This is a genomic window from Natrinema halophilum (assembly GCF_013402815.2).
In the GTDB taxonomy this organism is placed as follows: Archaea; Halobacteriota; Halobacteria; order Halobacteriales; family Natrialbaceae; genus Natrinema; species Natrinema halophilum.
Window position 1 is genome coordinate 857701 of the sequence record NZ_CP058601.1, and the last position, 18224, is coordinate 875924.

Below are 18224 nucleotides of genomic sequence, written 5' to 3' on the forward strand. Positions count from 1 at the left end.
GCGCTATGGTAAATGATTTCCAGCCCAGCCGGCAGAAGGCCGACCTCGCCGAAGTTGTCGAGATGCTGCTGGACAAGGGAATCGTGATCAACGCGGACATCGCCGTCTCGATCGGCGACACCCAACTGCTCGGCGTGCAGGTCAGGGCCGCGATCGCCTCCTTCGAAACCGCGGCGAAGTACGGCCTCGAGTTCCCCGAGGGGACGGACATGCGCCGAGTCGCCGAGGCGGTCGGCGATCCCGAACTGGCGGAGATGGACCGTCCGAATCCGGTGATCGCACCCACCCGGGGCGTCAACGTGACGGCGGACGAAGAAGACGCGGGCGGCGAGGAGAGCCCCGACAGCAGTGGACGTGACGGCGATAGCGGGGAGTCGGACGAAAGCGACCTCGCCGTCGGCGACGAGGATCGGGTGAGCGAACACCTCGGCACGAGGCCGGACCCCGAACGGCCGACCACCGGCGGGTTCGATCTCCTCGGAGACGACTCGGACGGCGACTCGAGTGACTCCGAGTCGAACGACGACGACGCGGAATCGAGCGACGAGGAGTCCGAACCGGACGAAACCAGCCCGGATACGGAGGGTGCGGAGTCGTGACGGCGATCGACGTCGGCGACGGCGAGGACGCTCGCGACGGACTGATGACGCTGGTCGTCACCGTCGTCGAGATTCTGATTGACGCCCTCGAGCGTGAGGCGGTTCGTCGGATGGAGTCGGGGAACCTCACGGACGAGGAGATCGAACGACTCGGAGGCCAACTCGCGACGATCGAGGCCGAGATCGAACGCCTCAAGAGAGACGAGGGGATCGAAGACGGTGTCGACGACCTCAGAGGCGATCTGGACGGGCTGGTCACCGACGCGATCGAACAGTTTCACGGCGAGGGCACCGCCGCTCGCAAACCCGGCTACTCGGTGTTCGGAGGTGAGGATGAATGAGTCGGGACGGTTCCGATAGCACCCACGAGCGCGTCGAAGATCAGGCGACGGGCGAACCGGCCCAAACGCCCGCAATCGACGAAGGCCGGTACCTCTACTGTATCGTTCGGGCTGACGAGGACGCCGACCTCGAGATGACCGGCGTCGACGGCGAACCGGTCTCGGTCCTCGCCGAGGGCGGGATCGGCGCCATCGTCCACGCCTGCGACAGCATCTACGACTCAGGGGACCTCGCACAGATCAGGCGCTGGCTCGTTCGCCATCAGACGGTCGTCGACGAAGCTGGACAGGCTTTCGGGACGCCGATCCCGTTCCAGTTCGATACGATCCTCCGAAGTGACGACGCGGGCGTTCGCGAGTGGCTTCGCGAGGAACACGAAACGCTCGAACGCGCTCTCTCGGAATTTGCCGGCCACTGGGAGTACCGGGTCCAGGTCGTCGAGGTCGACCCGATCAGCGACGACTCGTTGATCGAGCGCGACGAGCGGCTACGGGAACTCGACGAGCGGATCGGAGACTCCGAAGAGGGAACCGCGTTCCTGCTCGAGAAGCAGTTCGACCAGCGGCTATCGGAACTCCGAGTGGCACGCCGCGAGTCGCTGACCGCCGACCTCAAGGGACGTCTGGCCGAAGACGCACGGGAAGTCCACGCGCTCGAGCGAGCGCCGAACGCGTCGCTGGCCGACGACGTGGCTGGCGGGTCGGGATCGACCGGCGAAACCGACACACCGGATGACGGCGAAACGATCTGCCGGCTGACGCTGCTAGCTCACGAGGACGACGAGGAAGCGATCGGCTCGATACTCGACGACGTGGCGGCGAACGAGGGGCTCGAGGTCAGATTCACGGGGCCCTGGCCACCGTACACGTTCGCGCCCGAACTGGGAGGGGAGAGTAACGGAGACGCGACTGCCGACGATCGCGCGAACCCACAACCATGAGGCCGCGAAAGGACGAGGAGACGTTCGTCGACGTGATCGACGTCTTGCTCAGGGACGGCGCGATCCTCCGTGCGGACGTGATCGTTTCGGTCGCGGAAGTCCCTCTGGTGGGCATCAAGCTCACGGCGGCGATCGCCGGCATGGAGACAATGAACGAGTACGGACTCTTCGAAGAGTGGGATGCCAGCCGCCGGAAAGCAGCCCTCGATCGTCGTCAATACCACGACACTGAGGCTGACAGCGATCTGGAGAAGTTACCCGATTTCGGCGTTGGGAGTTCCAGGGAAGAGATGCAGGATCGAGACGAACGCGGTGAACGTGACGAACGGGACGAACGGGATGAACGGGACGAATAGCGGCACATCGAGACGGCGAGACTGGGAGACGGAACTGGAGAGCGAACCCGATACAGCTATCGGACGGCTACGCCCCCGAACGGGGGCCGCTCGTCAGGCGTACTTGGGTCGTTCCGTGGTGTGTTCGACGTCGCCGGTGACGGTCTCCTCGTCCAGATCATCGTCGTAGGCGTACTGACCGGTAGCCCCACACAGCGTACACTCGTAGGTTTCGGAAATTTCGTTGATCATTTCCCCGTCTTCGAAGTAGACGCGGCTCTGCGTGATCTGCAGGAACTGGGCGGTTTCACAGTTTGTGCAGGTGATCATATCCGTTCGATTAACAGCACCGGTTGTAGTTATCCGGCTTGTAACCGAAAGGGATGAGAGACTATGGGTTTCTTACCCACTGTTCGGTCACCGATGGAGTTTCGGGCGGGCGCCACAAGCACTCACAAACAATCGGTACCGATAGAACGGAAGTAAGAACCTCATAATCGCAGGACTGCAGCGGTATCAGTTTCGACGGCCGAGAAGCAAATCGTGCCGTCGAAAACATCTCTTACGCAATGAAATGAGTGAAAACGAGTGGAACAAAGTGCATACCTCACACGCCGTTCGGAACAGTCGTCCGCAGTCGATCGCAACTTCGCTCCGCCGACGGTAACTGTCGGTCGATTACCGATTAGAACCAGTCTCGGTGCTGGATGGACACGATGTCGAGAAGTTGATCGCTCCGAAAAATAACCGCTTTCCCGTGAACTGACCCGTGACCACCCTATTGGAGACACCGTGACTACCGGTTCACCGCAATCCGTTCCCCAGATATGGCCGCCTCGTACGCCGCATCGGTTAGCGCTGTTACTCGACGTGCATCGTGGACTGTCGCCGGCGGCTCGGTCCTCTGGCGGATACTCTCGATGAATGCATCGGCACGCGATTGTTCGCAGCGGGGATCGATGTACGGGACGTATTCACCGGCCTCGGAGTCGATTTCGACGATCTCTCGCGAGCCCAGTGGGTCCCTTCGAGGCAAACCACTCCGTCGTCGTCCCACAACTGGATGCGTTCGCGAACGGACGGCGCATCGCCATACAGGGAAATCGTCCCGGTTGCGCCGTTGTCAAATCGCACGTCGAGGTGAGAACGGCGGTCGATTCGCGCCGCCTCGACGTGGAAGTCCTGCTCGCAGCGACGGTCGACGGCTCGAGGCCGGTCGTCCAGAGGACTCCATCGAGAACGTTACTTCCCGTATCGTACAGAAACCCGTCGCCGGACAGGTCAGGCTCGAGACGCCACGTCCCTCGCGAATCGTCGACCCATCCCTGTGTCATCGAGGCAGACAGCCAGTTCGGGTCGTGATCGGCGAACCGTTTCCGTGCCGTCCGAAACGCCGTCCGTAAGTGCCGCTGGTAGCCGACCATCACCGTTCGGTCACTCCGCTCACCCGGGCTGTGAGGTCGCGAGCCTGCTCCAGGTCAGTCGTCAACGGCTTATCACAGTAGACGTGACACCCGCGTTCGAGGGCAGCGACGACTTGCTCGTAGTGAAGGGTGTGAGGCGTGCCGATGGGGACCGCGTCGACGGTCTCGTCATCCAGAAGGGAGCCGTATTCAGCATGCCATCTGTCGGCGGAAACGTCGAACTCGCGGCCAACTTTGGCACGGCGGCCAGCATCGAGATCACAGATCGCACGGACGGTCGCATCGGGGTGGCGATGAAACTGGCCGCCGACGGTGGACCCGATGTATCCTAGACCGACAATACCGATTCGAATCGGCCGTAACGCGTTCCCGTCGCTCATATGCCTCCGTTCGGCTCGCAGTCGCATCCCTCTGGAGGTGTCGTCAGCAAGCACGAACGGATCCGCATGGTCCAACGGCTGTCGGCCTGGTTCGAACACGACTACTGCCGTCCGTACTGGTCGCCGACGAGGCCGGCAAGCAACAGAACGATCTGCCGATCACCCTTCTGCGGCGGACTCGAAAATCCGCCGACGGCCACTCGTAGCAGGTGGCTACCGTTGGATTACACGCTACTTGCGGTGAGATTGGAGACGCTACTGTCGGCATCCATACTGCATAACAATGGTCGAAACGTGCATTAGCCGACCTGCGGGGATGAAACACCCCGTCGGGTACGCATTTGGCCCAACCGACGTGCTACAGCGCCGATTGCGTGCATTCGTGCCCGGATCGCTCGGACGTGGACTCGCCCCCGCCTTCGAGTGCGCTCATGTCTCTCACGCCCAGGGCGGTTCCCGCCCGCCCGGGTTTCAAGCCGACACAAACGACTCTCTTGGACAGCGATAGCTCGGCCATCACCGGCAGGAAAACGGACCGGCAAACTGGAGCTGATCGTGGACCACGGATCGACACATGGCGGTGAACCGATGACTCAAAATTCCGTAATAACGGGAATGCCGACCGTCTCGTAATCGTCCATCGAGGCCAGCGTTTCGGGGGCTTCGTCGAGCGACAGTGTTTCGCCGATGATCTTTTCGGGTTCGAGGGTCCCCTGTGCGATCAGATTGAACAGTTCCTTGTAGCGAACCAGTGGCATGCCAAACGAGCCGTGAAAGTCGATTTCCATCATCGTCATAACGTCAACTGGAAGGTCGATCCGACCCTGTTCTTCGCCCGTCGTCAGTCCGACCTGAACGTGGCTGCCGCGCGTCCCGAGACTGTCAATCGAATTCTGACAGGTTTCTGCGATTCCGAGCGCATCGATCGAAACGTCGGCACCGCCGCCTGTGATCGACTTTACTTCCTGCGGTGCGCTGTCCACTTCGTCACCGTTGATCGTCTCGACTGCGCCGAGTTCCGCCGCACGCTCGAGTTTGCTGTCGAGAACGTCGACCGCGATCGGGTGGGCCCCGAGCGCCTGAGCGATGTGGATCGCAGAGAGACCAACGCCCCCACAGCCGTGGACGGCGACCCAGTCCCCGGGCCGAAGGTCGGCGCGATCGGCCAGGGCGTGATAGGCCGTCATGAACCGGCAACCGAGACCGGCCATTTCAGCGAACCCGACGTTTTCGGGGAGTTTTACGCAGTTGAAATCGGCTTCTCGAACGGGAAACGCTTCTGCGAATGCGCCGGGTGCAAACTCCGACAATCCGAGCGGCAGTATCGTTTCGCAGTTGTTCGCTCGACCCTCGAGACAGTGTGGACAGGTTCCGTCGCCGAGGTGGAACGGAACGGCTACGCGGTCGCCTTCCGCGAGCGTTTCGACGTCTTCACCGACCGCAGAAACGATGCCCGCGGGTTCGTGGCCCAGAATTTGTCCCTCCGGAACGCCAGCACCGATCCAGCTCCAGTCACCCTGCCAGGCGTGCCAGTCACTGCGGCAGATTCCACACGCTTCGGTTTCGACGACGATTTGATCCGGGCCCGGTTCCGGATATTCAACATCTTTGATTGCAAGTGGTTCACCGTGTTCTTCGATGACGGCAGCTCGCATGGTCCAACCGTTAGGGCATAGGGTATAAAAGTATAGGCGATACGCTCATGACTTATCATAAACTAAATACTGATTTGGTATCGTTTCCATCGAGCATTCGTCTATTTTTCGGCCTACATCAGTAACAGAGCGGTCGTTTAAGGATACGGTGCCAAAACACAGTCGCCGTGTGTTTGCATACCGTAACGTATAGTGTTCCAACGAGACGCTGGTGATATGAGCGGAGTCTCGGTTTTCGTCGCTACCCAAACCAAACACAAATATCGGCTTTTTTCGACAGTCCCGATCAATTTGGCAACTTTATACCAGATAAGTAGCTATATACTAATTCAGACATTTGAAACCGTATGTGGTGGTGATCGTCTCTTGTGAGACGATCTGCCGAGAAGATCCGTTCCTGAATAGCAATCGTCGTAGATCCATTTTCAGGCGTCTATGAGCTTACAAACGGACGTGTCATTCCCCTCCCGCCAGCGGAGCGTATAATAAGAACTGATGAACTTTGGCGTCGAGAACTTGTGAATCTTCAACTTATAGGCGGCACCATACAAATAATATTTATTTTGTGGGCATACTACGTCATAAACCGCACCTTAGGATGGATAGAAATACGTTTGATGATTCGACACGTTCGCTGGACATTCATCTTTACTAGATTGATATTAATACCTGTTATTTAGTACTGGTATTAATACCAATAGTCAAAATACTAATTTTTCTGATTGTTTTACGACCCGCTCGACGCAGCAGGCCAATCGCCGAATCTGTAAATCCGAACTCCCATCTCAGATGGCAGGCGGAAAAGCTGAAGAGAAATTGTGGTCCAGTTGCACCGCGCCAGAACCGCGAAGTGCGTCGTTGTCGTATGCAATGGCTTTGAAGGGTAACTTTCACAAGAGAGCACTTCGACCGTAGGGGCAGTGACCCCGTCTCTGCTCGGCTTTCATGAGGCGTGATCACGAAACGTTGCAACTCGGTTTGCGGGGGAATCTCAGCCACGGTGGCGCAAAACTCGGTCCCGATTCAACGAATGAGGGAAGGAATAACGCTTCGATCCGTCGCCGATCATCCATGTCTATCATCTCCCAGGTTACGTCATAATGGTGCGTGTCCCGACTCCGTCACCGAAATCCGCTTGCTAGCCATTTTCTCGAAACGAGTTTGTGGAGGGGAATACCGGTCGGACAGTTCAGAGTTCTCACTACCGTTTCCCCGCGCGGTTCGTTGGAAGAGACCATCTCGCTCGTCCCCGAAGATAGATCTCCCCAGTAGTCCATCTCCCGTATCTGACGGGCGACGTGCTAAAAGATGAGCACCCGGTCAAATCGCACCGGAATCTCTGGCGGCGGCACCCATCGACGCTCTCGAGACGGACGCCGAAACGCTCCGGACGCACGATCCGATATCTCGAACGCATCCGTTCACCGCTCAACGGCTCGCTCCTGTCGGTTGAACCGTACGAACGTCCGATCTGTCGACTCGTGAGCCCGGGCATCGCGGCACAGCGTTCGTCGTCGAAACCAACAAACGGATGAGACCCTATCCATCGTCGCCGCGGACGCTCGGCGGTCGGTGTGCCTCCAGCCAGCGATTGTCTGAAAGATCCTAGAGGCGTTTAAGAGCTTCGATGCATTCGAGAAGCGCCCGGCCGTTGTGGTATGCCGCCTTGTACACGGCGCCTTTGCGGCCAACGGGCTCGAGGTCGTCGTCGACGCCGGAGTGCCATTCGCCGTGTTCGCGGTCGATCTGGTGCGTATCGAGAAAGTCCCACGTCTCGGCGAAGACGTCGAGATACCGATCGTCGCCGGTGCACTCGTAGGTCCGGAGGGCGCTGGTCATGCACTCGGCTTGTACCCACCAGGCTTTGACGCGGAAGCTCGCGGGTTCGTCGAAGCCGCCGTAGAAGTAGAACCCGCCGTTCTCGTCGTCGTAGCCGTACTCGAGCGAGTAGTCCCACAGCGTCTCGAAAAACTCGCGGTAGAGGCTCACGGGAACGTCGAGTGCGTCGGCGGCCTCCATGACGAGCCAGACGGTCTCGAGGTCGTGTCCGTAGGAGACGACCCGAAACTCCTCGTCGTCGAGTCTGGGCGACCAGTCGGGCTTGTACTTGTCCGTACAGAACCCCCGTTGCGACCGGTGGACGGTGGTAGTGAGAATCGTGAGCAGTTCGTGCAGCCGGTCGCGTCCGCGATCGGTGCCGAACGCCTCGTAGTAGGTCGTGAACGCCTCCATGAGGTGGAGGTGCGTGTTCATTAGCTTCAGCGTGGGGTCGAGGACGCTCTCCCCCGACTCCTTGGGAGACCAGTCCGGTTCGATGTTCTCGAGGTACGTCTGACCCGTCGTGATCGGTTTCCACTCGGGTGAGAAGTACTCGACGTACCCGCCGTGTTCGTCGTCCTTGGCGTGTTCGTCCAGTAACGCGACGAGTTCGTGAGCGTGGTCGGCAGCCTCCTCGTCCCCGGTAGCCCGATAGTACTCAGAGAGCGCGTAGAGGCCGAATGACTGGCCGTACAGGTGTTTGTTGGGTTTCCGGGTCGTGCCGTCGCGCTCGACCTCCCACACGAAGCCGCCGTCGTCCGCGTCCCACAGCTCCTCGAGCAGGAACGCGAGGCCGTGGTCCGCGAGCTCGCGGTACTCCTCGCCATATCCCTCTCGAGCGAGGCGAGCGGTCAGCCAGACCATGCGCGCCTGTGTGACGATCTGTTTGGCACTATTACCGGCGAACTCGCCGCATTCGTCGTAGCTGGTGAGGAAGCCGCCGTGCTGGTCGTCCACGCTGCGCGGAAACCAGAAATCGAGCACGTTGTCCGTCAGCGTCCGTTCGAGCGACGAGCGATACTCGTCTTTACAAGTCGCTAACTCTGCCATCGTGTGTTAAAATAATACATATACGGTCATAACAATACTGGTCCCGGCGATGGCCTGTGGGCCCGTACGAGAACCCGCTACGCCGACGAATCGTCAGGGTGGACGTCCTCGAGGACGGGGACGTGATTGAACCACTCCGGCACGCGGCTGGCGACGTGAGCGCGCCAGCGGCGAGACGGAAACGCGCCGGCCTCGAGACGGAAACGCGCCGGCCTCGAGACGGAAACGCGCTAGCGGCGAGACGGAAACGCGCCGGCCTCGAGACGGTCACCCCGGTTCGACCCCTCGTGTACGATACCTCTCAGCGAGCGGCTCGGCGAACGCTCCCCCAGTAGGCGACGCTGACGATCGACCCGACGGCGAGGATGAGGACGAGGTTGAACGCGGCGAGCGTGTACGACCGGGTCCCGCGCTCGCCGAACAGCAGGGTGATCGCCGTGAGGACCAGCATGAACACGAGGAACAGCCACAGAACCCCGAGTTGCGTCTGGTAGTCGCGAGCGAGCGACAAGAGCATCTCTTTCCAGGACATGTTCACGATCTGTACCGTCAGCGGATTAAGCTTTTCCACCGCGTCCCGGGCGTACAACGGTCAGCAGTCGCGAGTCCGTGACGACCACCAGGAACGGAAGGCGTGACGACCACCAGGAACGGAAGGCGTGACGACCACGGGAAAACGTCCGATACCGGTAGCCGGGACCGGGAGCCTGTGACGGTCACCTGGTCGGACTGACTGACACGACGCAGGTCAGTCCGTGAGTTCGGGGCTCTCCCAGTACTCGTGAGCGTCGTCTTCGCGGAAGCAGGCGACCGTCTGCTCGCCGTGCTGGTAGTCGGCAGGCGGTTCCCGGCGGCAGACCTCGGTCGCCTTCGGACAGCGGGTGTGGAACCGACAGCCGCTCGGCGGATTCACCGGGTCGGGAATGTCGATCCTCCGCATCGGCGGCTCGCCGGTCTCTCGCAGCGTCAGGTCCGGCGTCGCCCAGCGGAGGACGTTCGTGTAGGGATGCTGGGGATCATCGATCACGTCCTCGGCTGGTCCGATCTCGACGAGTTCGCCGAGGTACATCACGCCGATCTTCCCGCCGCCGTGGACGGAGAAGTATCTCGCGTTCGAGAGATCGTGCGAGACGAAGATGTAGGACGTGTCGAACTCGTCTTGCAGGTCAAGCATGAGATCCATCATCTCGACCCGCAGAGAAACGTCCAGGGCGCTGATCGCCTCGTCGGCGAGGATGACGTCTGGGTTCATCAACAGCGCGCGACAGAGCGCGACGCGTTGCTTTTCGCCGCCAGACAGCTGATGGGGATACCGCTCCGCGAAGTCCGCCGGCGGGTTCATGCCGACGCGCTCGAGCAGCGAGTAGATCCGGCCGCGCTTCTCCGACCGGCTGAGTTCCGGGTTGACCTGCCGGAGCGGTTCCGAGAGGATCGAGACGAGCCGCCGGTTGGGGTTGAGCGATGCACCGGGATCCTGGTGGATGATCTGGAGCGACGTGCGAACGTCTGCCCACTCCGTGTCGGTGTTGGCGTCGCCGTCACGAATCGCCCAGATATCCTCACCACGATACGCGACCGTCCCGCCAGTGGGGCGCTGGAGACCGATCGCCGTCTTGCCGAGCGTCGTCTTGCCACAGCCGCTTTCGCCGACGAGCGAGACGATGTCGTTTTCTTCGATGTCGAGCGATACGCCATCGACTGCATGAACCGTCTCGGCTGCATCGAAATCCAAGAAATTCTCCTCGGTGAAGTGAACCTCGACGCCCTCGAGCGAGACGAGCGGGTCGGAACTCATCGGCCCTCACCACCGACGACGTTGTCTAACGACTCCTCGTAGACGAGCGGCACCTCGTCGGCCGACTCCTGCCAGTGATAACAGGCCGAGCCGTGGCCCGCTCCGACCTCGTGGTAGTCAGGTACCTCGGTTCGACACTCCTCGGTCGCCAGCGGACACCGCGGGTGGTAGGTGCAGCCGGACGGCATGGTGACCGGAGCGGGGCTCTGCCCCTCGATCGGTCGCATCTCCGACAGCGGCGCGTCGAGATTCGGCGTCGAATTGAGCAGCGCGCGCGTATACGGGTGACCCGGGTTCTCGACGATGTCACGGGTCTCACCGATCTCCACGAGTCGAAACGCGTACATGATGGCCATTCGGTCGGCCAGGCCGGCGACGAGCGGCAGGTCGTGTGTGATGAACACCATCGTGAGGGTGTACTTCTCCTGCAGGTCGGCCAGCAACAACTGGATCGACCGCTGCATCAGCAGGTCGAGCGCCGCCGTCGGCTCGTCCATCACCAGCACATCCGGCTCGAGGACGAGGCTGAGCGCGATCAGGGCGCGCTGTTGCATCCCACCGCTCAACTCGTGGGGATAGGAGCCGAGGACGCGCTCCGGCTCGAGATGGAGATCCCGCAGCAGCTCCGCGGCCCGCTCGAGTCCCGCGTCCAGGTCGGCGTCGTGGGCCCGCAGCGTCTCCTCGAAGTGCGTCCGGAGATCCATCGTCGGATTGAACGAGTTCATCGCACCCTGGAACACCATCGAGATGTCCGCCCAGCGAAGCGACCGGAGCTCGTCGTTCCCCAGCCCCAGAACGTCGACCGGATCGTCGTCCTCGGGGTAGTACGTGATCTCACCCGTTAGACGACCTGGGGACGGGACGGCATCGAGCAACGACGAAGCGAGCATCGACTTCCCGGAACCGCTCTCGCCGACGATACCGAGAATCTCGCCGCGCTCGAGGTCGAGCGAGACGTGATCGAGGACGTAGGAGTCGCCCTCGTCGTAGGTTACGGCCGCGTCGCGTATCTCGACGATCGGATCGTCGACACTGTACACCTGGTCATCCGGACGTTGATCGATTACCATCAGGTCATCACCTCAGTGGGCGCAGCAGTGTCGTCGTCCGTCGTCGATTCGGATTCGCCGGCGAGACGAGTCCGAACACGCGGGTTGAACACTCGGTCCATCCCCTGCGCGAGCAGGATGAGACCGAGCGCGAGAAACATGATCGCGAGCATGGGGACGACGAGCTGATACATCGTGTCGCCGCCGCTGAGTGCTCCCTCTTGGCTGTAGGCGTTGTTCAATTGAATCCCCCAGTTATCGACCGATGTCGGGAGGATGCCCAGATAGTAGAGGCCGACTGACGCGAAGACGACGTATCGTGCGGCGTTTGCGAAATTCACGAGCACGTACGGCATGATGTTCGGGATGACGTCTTTCAGCAGTATCCTGGGCGTGCTCACTCCCATCGTTCGCGATGCTTCTACGTAGGCGTGTTCGCGAATGGTCAGCACCTGCGAGCGGATGGATCGAGCGAGCCCCGCCCAGTAGTTGATCGTGATGAGGATACCGATCACGACGGCTCGCTCCGGCGAAATGACGACCGCAAGTACCATGATGAGCGGAAGCCCCGGAATAGACATTGTGACGTCTGAGAACGTCGTTAGAACGCGATCCGTCGTTCCACCCTTGTATCCCGCAACCGTCCCGATCAGGACGGCGAGACCGGTTGCGAAGATGCCACCGGACAGGATCATCACGAGCATCTCGGGCGTTGCGTGGATCGCCATGGCAAGGACGTCCTCACCGGAGCGGGTCGTCCCAAGCGGTGCCTCCACGGTTACAAACGGTCGAAGTCCCCGTGCCGACTGATTCGTACTCGGCGCTCGGTAGAGCCACGCGCCGACAGTGCCAATGAAGACGTACACGGCCAGGATGACCGAACCGATACGCGTTCGGCGATCCTCCCATGCGACCAGTCCCGGTTTGTAGATAAACTCCCGATAGAAGTCGCGAAGGCGGTCCGCCGTCGTCACGTCGACGTCGGACTGGGCTGTGCCGAACGAGAACTCCTGCTCCGAGCCGCTGTCTGCGTCAGTATGCTTCACTGGAATCACCCGATTTGACCCGCGGATCGACCAGCCCGTACGTCAGGTCGGCGATGTACACCGACAGGACGAGCGCGGTCGTGATGACGAGGAAGATACCCATCATGAGCGGATAGTCACGGTTGATGAGGGCTTCGAACATATAGTAGCCGATCCCGGTGTACGTGAAAACCTCCTCCAGGATTACCGATCCACCGAGGTTGAACCCGATGAGCGTCAAGAAGCCGGTGTACATCGGCAGAATCGCGTTTTGGCCGACGTACCTGACGGCGATCCGGCGGTCGGATAGTCCGCGCAGTCGAGCGACCCTGACGTAGTCCTCGCCGAGAACCTGAATGCTATTGCCCCGCATCGCGAGGGTCTGGAGGCCGGCCTGCGTGATCACGATCGATGCGATCGGCAGGGCCGCGTGGTACAGGGCGTCCGAGACGAACGCAAGCGATAGTCCGGGGGAGACACCCGGGCTCGTCCGGTACCGCGCCGGAAAGACGCCCAGCTTGTACGAGAACACGACCACGAACAGCATCCCGAGCACGTAGAAGGGGATCGACGACAGCAGAATCGAAAGGCTGCTCGAGACCGTGTCGAATCTGGACCCTTCGTTGTATGCCATTAGTGCACCCCAGACGACGGCGATCACGAACAGGATGATCGTCGCTGTCACCATGACAAATACCGTCCACGGGAGCGCGTCAGTGATGATGTCGGAAACTGGCTGCCTGTAAAAAAACGATTGTCCTAGATTTCCAGACAGGAGAGATGACACGTACTCGTAGTACTCGACGTAAATCGGTTGACTCTCCTGCTGTCGAGATTGGATGATGGCGTCGATTCGCGCCGGGTCGACGCCCTGTCGGACCAGTCGGGCCCTGAGCATCTCCAACGGACCGCCGGGAATCGCCCGAATCAACCCGAAGGTGATCGTCGCAGTGACCCACAGCGTGAACACTGCACGCCCCGTTCGTTTAATATAGTACGAATTCATTGCTATTCATTCATTATGATTTTAGTTGATTTTTCGGTTAGACATCAGCTTGTTTCCTCCTCGGTCTCTCAGCCGTCGTACTGGAGTTCGCCCTGCCGTATAAGCCACGAATTGGCCCACCGGACCTGTGAAACGTCGGCACCCTGTTCGGGAACGGTCCACTCGTCGGTCGCGAGGAATGTCTGCTCTTGCTTTTCCATGACGGGGATCATGGGCAAATCGACGTTAGTCACCCAGGCCTGTTCGGTGATAATCTCCTGAATCGTTTCGTCCTGTGCCGTCTCGGATAATTCCGACAGTCGGTCATTCGGATTGACCGTCATCGTCCCTGAACCGGCTCGGGACGGGACAGTGACGTCCCCGTTGCTTCCCCCGCGGTTGGAATTTGCCGGGATGTAATTGTACGTGAAGTTCCGGTAGTGCTCGAGCAGCATGTGCTGGAGTGAGAAGTAGGGGTATGCAGCACGACCGCCGCCTGGGAGCCACCCGCCGGCGGAGAGGACGAAGTCCCCGTTTGGCCATGCCGTTCCGTTCAGCGCGCTGAAGTTCCGTGAGTCGACCTGTGATTCGAACCCGAAGCCAGTCAGTTGATCGACGATTGTCTGCGTTGCGGTGACCCAGTCGCTCCACCCGGACGGGACCGTCACGGGAAGCGTAACCGTCTCTTCGTCACTGTCGACCCAGATGCCATTTTCCTGAGAGTAGCCGGCATCCCGAAGGATTTGGGTAGCCTCGTCAGTCTGTTGTGCATCCGCACCGTAGTCGTCGAATGAATCGGAGACGTCGCCGATCCACCGTTCCTGATCGTCGGACGGAATCCCCATCGGAATCGGTGGAACCTGCTTTAGCGTTTCGCCGACATTTTTGACGATGGTCTCTCGGTCGAGCACGTGCGCGATGGCTTGACGCACAGCTCTATCTCCCGCGTGTTTGTGGTCGTGTTGCGGAATAAGACCGTAGCCGGTTTTTCCGGGGATGGTCTCCATCTGGATGTGATCCGGGAAGTTACTTACGACACTCGGAGGAGCGAACACAGAGTAAACCGAATCGAGGTTGTTCGCCCCAATCTCGTTGTGGACCGCAGTGTTCCCATCGAGGTATCGAAACGCCACCTCGTCGAAGTTACTGTTGTCCGAGTCCGGATGATCGTCTCGCTTTTCTAAGAGGAGTTGCTGATTTCCTCGTTCTGAGAGCGTAAACGGCCCGCTCGCGATAACGTCCTGATAGGCGAACTCCTGTATCTCTGATTGTGCCGCTTCGGGGTCGTCCTCGAACTGGTCGACGTACTTTCCGAATTCGCTCTCCTTTTGCGTCATAAACCGCTGACCCAGAACGTTGAACTCCACGATCTGGGGATTGACGTCGCCGCTGAGATTGAGAACGACCGTCTGATCGTCCGGAGCGTCGATGGTGTCCGTGAACTTGTCGATCGCTCCGCCATTCAGCATCGCGAGACGAAGTTGCGTTGCAACGTCACCGGCAGTAACGTCATCACCGTCCTCCCAGGTGACGCCGTCCCGGAGAATTAATTCGAACGTCCCACCCTCGGACCGCCAGTCCTGAATGAGGTACGGTTCGAACTCCCCTTTTGCGAAATTGAAATTCGCGAACCGGTCGAAGAGGAGGTAATGCGAAATTTGCGAATAACTGGTCGGATTACTGGGATTGTACTGTATCTTTGTCGGCACTTGATTCGTATAGCTGATGTGGGTGCTACCGCTTGCGTTCCCACCCATACAGCCACCGAGCGCGGCGGCACCTGAGACACCAGCCGCTCTCAGGAATACACGTCTGTCGATGTAACTGGTATAGTCATTGCCTTTATCTCTCATTGTCCACCATGATACTTATACTGTAAGATAATAAAACTATGCTATCAAGCAGGTACATTAGCAATCGTTAGAAATAATCTATACCGATTCGATAGCGAATCATATCGATATACTTCGACATGCCTCCGAAGCACTCGTGCGACGGTACCGCAGAAAGCCGATCGGAAGAAAGCCGAACGGGTTTTCGAGACGGCACGGTTCATCTATTTCGTTCAGCTACTCGAAAACTGCAGTGCTACTCCGGCACCCATCGAACGTACATGTGCGAGGACGAGGGATTTCGACACGCTGTGCGTGCACAACAAAAATCAGTACAATTCGATAGGTCTGCGACGTCATTTGACGATAGCAAACGGAATGGCTGGTGAACGTCGGCCGAATCCTTTCATCGCATTCTGTCATAAAGCAGTGCAAGCGATTGACGCTGGACTGAACAGCGAACGCGCTTTGGGGCGTCAGTCTCCAGTAAAACGTATCCGGTCGCGACGGCGAACCCAGTTCGTTTGACCAGGTGAAACAGGTGTGCCGACGATTCGACCGGGCCCTAGTCGTATTCCAGCGATGTCGGACAGATAGGTAGATATCGAATAGGCCCGGCTTCGACACGTCCTCTCGACAAGAGACACGAATCTTATAAAAATAAACTACCGGAAACGATTTATCATTAGCAACCAAGCTCACAATTAATATGGAGGACACGACGCTCATGGTCGGCATCGTCGGGTTAGGGCCACACGGGACAAACCACGTGGATATCCTCAGCGAACTCGGCCACGAAGTGTATGGAGTCGACGCAGACACATCGGCGAGACAAGCGTTCCAAGAGCAATACGATGCTACGATATTCGAGTCTCTCGACGAGTTATACGATCAGGACCTGGACGCGATCATCATCTCAACCCCAAATAAGTTTCACGAGACGGCTGCCATTGACGCACTCGAAACCGGCCACGATATCTTGCTCGAGAAACCGCTTGCGCACAACGTAGAGAGTGCAGAGCGCATCGCTGACGTCGCTGACCGGACCGAAAACGTTTGCATGGTCGGATTCCACCACCGCTTCCGGCGCGTCTGTCAGGTTGCCAAATCCTATATCGAGGAGGGGTATCTCGGCGAAATCACACATATCGATGCCCAGTTCGTGCGACGGCGCGGGATTCCCGGTCGGGGAACGTGGTATACGTCACAGGACATCGCCGGTGGTGGCGCACTGATCGATATTGGTGCTCACCTACTCGACTTGCTTTTCTTCTGGACTGACTGGCCGACGCTGGCGCAGACGATGGCAACGTCGCGGTCAGATTTCGGCCAGCACGACGATTACAGCTATCTCCACATGTGGGGGGAAGACGACCGGGGCAAATTATACGACGTAGAGGACTCTGTTACAGCGTTTTGTGAGTTCGACTCCGGAACGACTGCGAACATCCAGGTGGCGTGGGCCGCAAACGTAGCGTCCTCACACAGTTATCGATTTCGAGGGACGGAAGCGGGTATGTCGGTCGATATCACGAACACGCTCGAGGAAGTCGAACCGGAGGTCGAGCAGCGGAACGACCTTCGACTCTACGAGACGCGCTCGAGACGATGTGACCACTTCGTCGATAGCGAAGTCATCGTCCCGTCGAACGATCCATACCGTGACGAACTGGAGACGTTTCTCGAAGCGGTCAGGTCTGGTCAGCGACCGGAGATGACGAACGTCGAGCAGGCACTCGAAGTGCAGCGTGCTATCGACCGAATCTATCAGGCAAGTCGCTGATGTACCGTATATCCCCTTCATGGGTGCTGGCGGGTACCTGCCCTCGTTTTTCGACCGCCGTCGAATAGTTGGATATCCTTAACAGTCAGTGGTTCCTAAAGGAAGATATGCCAGAAGAATCAACCGGCGGTCGCGGAAAGACGATCCAATCCGTCGAGTCCGCGTTGGAGGTCATCGAGGTCATCCGCCGAAAGGAGCGGGCTGGTGTGACGGAGATCACGAAGGAACTGGATCGCTCCAAAAGCACTGTTCATCACTACGTGACGACGCTGGTCAAACACGACTATCTCGACAAAGTAGACGGTGAATATCAGCTCAGTCTTCGGTTTCTTACACTTGGCGGTCAGGTCCGCGAACGCGAACGCCTCTATCATCTCGGAAAGGACGTCGTCGATGAACTCGCACATGAGACGGGCGAGCAGGCGCGACTCATCGTTGAACGCAACGGGTCCGTTATCACGCTCTATCAAGCGACCGGCGATCGCGTCGATGAGCCGATCACGCACGTGGGTAGCACCGAAGAACTGCACTGCACTGCAGCCGGCAAAGTATTCCTGGCTGAACTGTCGGATGCTGAAATCGACGCCTTCCTCGACGAGATATCGTTTCCATCCTACACCGAACGGACGATTACCGATCCCGGCGAGCTCCGGATAGAACTCGAGGAGATCCGTGATCTGGGCGTCGGATTTGACGACGAAGAACGATACAAAGGGTACCGGTGCGTCGCTGCCGCTATCAGCACCACGGAGAGCGAACTGTTCGGTGCACTCAGCATTTCTGCGCCGACCGACCGGATGGCCGAAGAGCGGTTTCGCACCGACGTGCCGAATCAGCTACAGAACGTCGCTGGCGTCGTCGAGATCAACACCACGTACTCCGAGTGGACGGACGTACGCTGAGTAAATCGCGGTCCTCTCGGATGCTACGGGTCTTATTACAATAGTAGGTGTGTAAAGAGAATCTCGCCTCGTGTTCTCGTCTGAGGACTGGCGACGGACTCGTCAAATGACTCCGTGCTCGGATCCGTGACGTTTGATCATCGGAAACTGCTCAGGAACTGATCACCACTTTGCGAAAACCTGTGGTTATTCGTTGTCGGCTCTCACTGGACGGTTTAACGCTGAAGCCTGCTCGCTTCGAATCGAACCTGGTTCTGGTGTCAGCGCCAGAAAACGCCCGACGATGATAATTCAATCTCGTTTGCCACTA

The 18224-nt window shown here is 59.2% G+C and carries 16 protein-coding genes and 1 pseudogene; 7 read left to right on the forward strand and 10 right to left on the reverse strand.

Annotation, left to right across the window (positions count from 1 at the left end):
* Positions 1–5: 5 nt before the first annotated feature.
* Genes gvpJ through gvpM form a run of 4 tightly spaced genes read left to right on the forward strand, consistent with a single transcriptional unit; the run spans position 6 to position 2237 of the window.
* Positions 6–599 carry a gas vesicle protein GvpJ gene (gvpJ, locus tag HYG82_RS24945; RefSeq protein ID WP_179259824.1) on the forward strand — a complete coding sequence of 198 codons (594 nt, stop codon included), beginning with the start codon at positions 6–8 and terminating at the stop codon, positions 597–599.
* On the forward strand, positions 596–940 hold the full coding sequence (locus HYG82_RS24950; protein ID WP_179259825.1) for a gas vesicle protein K: 345 nt from the start codon (positions 596–598) through the stop codon (positions 938–940). The genes gvpJ and HYG82_RS24950 overlap by 4 nt, the downstream gene beginning before the upstream one ends.
* Complete coding sequence (gene gvpL / locus HYG82_RS24955) at positions 937–1881, forward strand: gas vesicle protein GvpL (RefSeq protein ID WP_179259826.1); 945 nt, start codon at positions 937–939, stop codon at positions 1879–1881. Before HYG82_RS24950 ends, gvpL begins: the two co-directional genes overlap by 4 nt.
* Entirely contained in the window at positions 1878–2237 is a 360-nt protein-coding gene (gene gvpM, locus HYG82_RS24960; RefSeq protein ID WP_179259827.1) for a gas vesicle protein GvpM, read from the forward strand. The genes gvpL and gvpM overlap by 4 nt, the downstream gene beginning before the upstream one ends.
* A 93-nt stretch (positions 2238–2330) precedes the next feature.
* On the opposite strand, the gene HYG82_RS24965 is transcribed toward gvpM, so the two are convergent.
* From HYG82_RS24965 to HYG82_RS24980, 4 genes and pseudogenes are all read right to left on the reverse strand, one after another.
* The gene (locus HYG82_RS24965; RefSeq protein WP_179259828.1) at positions 2331–2546 is read right to left on the reverse strand and encodes a hypothetical protein; all 216 of its coding nucleotides are present in this window, start codon (positions 2544–2546) and stop codon (positions 2331–2333) included.
* A 466-nt stretch (positions 2547–3012) separates the two neighbouring features.
* Positions 3013–4020: pseudogene (locus HYG82_RS24970) on the reverse strand (Gfo/Idh/MocA family protein).
* Between the two features lie 593 nt (positions 4021–4613).
* On the reverse strand, positions 4614–5675 hold the full coding sequence (locus HYG82_RS24975) for a zinc-dependent alcohol dehydrogenase family protein (protein WP_179259829.1): 1062 nt from the start codon (positions 5673–5675) through the stop codon (positions 4614–4616).
* A 1605-nt stretch (positions 5676–7280) separates the two neighbouring features.
* On the reverse strand, positions 7281–8543 hold the full coding sequence (locus HYG82_RS24980) for an AGE family epimerase/isomerase (protein ID WP_179259830.1): 1263 nt from the start codon (positions 8541–8543) through the stop codon (positions 7281–7283).
* Positions 8544–8599: 56 nt separating this feature from the next.
* On the opposite strand from HYG82_RS24980, the gene HYG82_RS24985 reads away from it, so the two are divergent.
* Positions 8600–8878 (forward strand): hypothetical protein, encoded by a 279-nt coding sequence (locus HYG82_RS24985; RefSeq protein WP_179259831.1) that lies wholly within the window; start codon positions 8600–8602, stop codon positions 8876–8878.
* On the opposite strand, the gene HYG82_RS24990 is transcribed toward HYG82_RS24985, so the two are convergent.
* The 6 genes from HYG82_RS24990 to HYG82_RS25015 form a co-directional block, all read right to left on the reverse strand.
* The gene (locus HYG82_RS24990) at positions 8845–9075 is read right to left on the reverse strand and encodes a hypothetical protein (RefSeq protein WP_179259832.1); all 231 of its coding nucleotides are present in this window, start codon (positions 9073–9075) and stop codon (positions 8845–8847) included. The genes HYG82_RS24985 and HYG82_RS24990 overlap by 34 nt on opposite strands.
* A gap of 216 nt (positions 9076–9291) precedes the next feature.
* Complete coding sequence (locus HYG82_RS24995; protein ID WP_179259833.1) at positions 9292–10338, reverse strand: oligopeptide/dipeptide ABC transporter ATP-binding protein; 1047 nt, start codon at positions 10336–10338, stop codon at positions 9292–9294.
* Positions 10335–11408 carry an ABC transporter ATP-binding protein gene (locus HYG82_RS25000; RefSeq protein WP_179259834.1) on the reverse strand — a complete coding sequence of 358 codons (1074 nt, stop codon included), beginning with the start codon at positions 11406–11408 and terminating at the stop codon, positions 10335–10337. The genes HYG82_RS24995 and HYG82_RS25000 overlap by 4 nt, the downstream gene beginning before the upstream one ends.
* Positions 11408–12433 (reverse strand): ABC transporter permease, encoded by a 1026-nt coding sequence (locus HYG82_RS25005; protein WP_179259835.1) that lies wholly within the window; start codon positions 12431–12433, stop codon positions 11408–11410. The genes HYG82_RS25000 and HYG82_RS25005 overlap by 1 nt, the downstream gene beginning before the upstream one ends.
* On the reverse strand, positions 12420–13418 hold the full coding sequence (locus tag HYG82_RS25010) for an ABC transporter permease (protein WP_179259836.1): 999 nt from the start codon (positions 13416–13418) through the stop codon (positions 12420–12422). The genes HYG82_RS25005 and HYG82_RS25010 overlap by 14 nt, the downstream gene beginning before the upstream one ends.
* 68 nt (positions 13419–13486) lie before the next feature.
* Entirely contained in the window at positions 13487–15154 is a 1668-nt protein-coding gene (locus HYG82_RS25015) for an ABC transporter substrate-binding protein (protein WP_179259837.1), read from the reverse strand.
* 784 nt (positions 15155–15938) lie between these two features.
* On the opposite strand from HYG82_RS25015, the gene HYG82_RS25020 reads away from it, so the two are divergent.
* Both HYG82_RS25020 and HYG82_RS25025 read left to right on the forward strand, forming a co-directional pair.
* Positions 15939–17012 (forward strand): Gfo/Idh/MocA family protein, encoded by a 1074-nt coding sequence (locus tag HYG82_RS25020; RefSeq protein WP_179259838.1) that lies wholly within the window; start codon positions 15939–15941, stop codon positions 17010–17012.
* Positions 17013–17119: 107 nt separating this feature from the next.
* The gene (locus tag HYG82_RS25025; protein ID WP_179259839.1) at positions 17120–17914 is read left to right on the forward strand and encodes an IclR family transcriptional regulator; all 795 of its coding nucleotides are present in this window, start codon (positions 17120–17122) and stop codon (positions 17912–17914) included.
* The last annotated feature ends 310 nt before the right edge of the window (positions 17915–18224 follow it).

What these genes read in the sequence shown, in the direction of transcription:
- gvpJ (WP_179259824.1), top strand. Translation starts at nt 6, where the DNA reads ATGGTAAATGATTTCCAGCCCAGCCGGCAGAAGGCCGACCTCGCCGAA.
- gvpL (WP_179259826.1), top strand. Translation starts at nt 937, where the DNA reads ATGAGTCGGGACGGTTCCGATAGCACCCACGAGCGCGTCGAAGATCAG.
- gvpM (WP_179259827.1), top strand. Translation starts at nt 1,878, where the DNA reads ATGAGGCCGCGAAAGGACGAGGAGACGTTCGTCGACGTGATCGACGTC.
- HYG82_RS24965 (WP_179259828.1), bottom strand. Translation starts at nt 2,546, where the DNA reads ATGATCACCTGCACAAACTGTGAAACCGCCCAGTTCCTGCAGATCACG.
- HYG82_RS24975 (WP_179259829.1), bottom strand. Translation starts at nt 5,675, where the DNA reads ATGCGAGCTGCCGTCATCGAAGAACACGGTGAACCACTTGCAATCAAA.
- HYG82_RS24980 (WP_179259830.1), bottom strand. Translation starts at nt 8,543, where the DNA reads ATGGCAGAGTTAGCGACTTGTAAAGACGAGTATCGCTCGTCGCTCGAA.
- HYG82_RS24990 (WP_179259832.1), bottom strand. Translation starts at nt 9,075, where the DNA reads ATGTCCTGGAAAGAGATGCTCTTGTCGCTCGCTCGCGACTACCAGACG.
- HYG82_RS24995 (WP_179259833.1), bottom strand. Translation starts at nt 10,338, where the DNA reads ATGAGTTCCGACCCGCTCGTCTCGCTCGAGGGCGTCGAGGTTCACTTC.
- HYG82_RS25000 (WP_179259834.1), bottom strand. Translation starts at nt 11,408, where the DNA reads ATGGTAATCGATCAACGTCCGGATGACCAGGTGTACAGTGTCGACGAT.
- HYG82_RS25010 (WP_179259836.1), bottom strand. Translation starts at nt 13,418, where the DNA reads ATGAATTCGTACTATATTAAACGAACGGGGCGTGCAGTGTTCACGCTG.
- HYG82_RS25015 (WP_179259837.1), bottom strand. Translation starts at nt 15,154, where the DNA reads ATGGGTGGGAACGCAAGCGGTAGCACCCACATCAGCTATACGAATCAA.
- HYG82_RS25020 (WP_179259838.1), top strand. Translation starts at nt 15,939, where the DNA reads ATGGAGGACACGACGCTCATGGTCGGCATCGTCGGGTTAGGGCCACAC.
- HYG82_RS25025 (WP_179259839.1), top strand. Translation starts at nt 17,120, where the DNA reads ATGCCAGAAGAATCAACCGGCGGTCGCGGAAAGACGATCCAATCCGTC.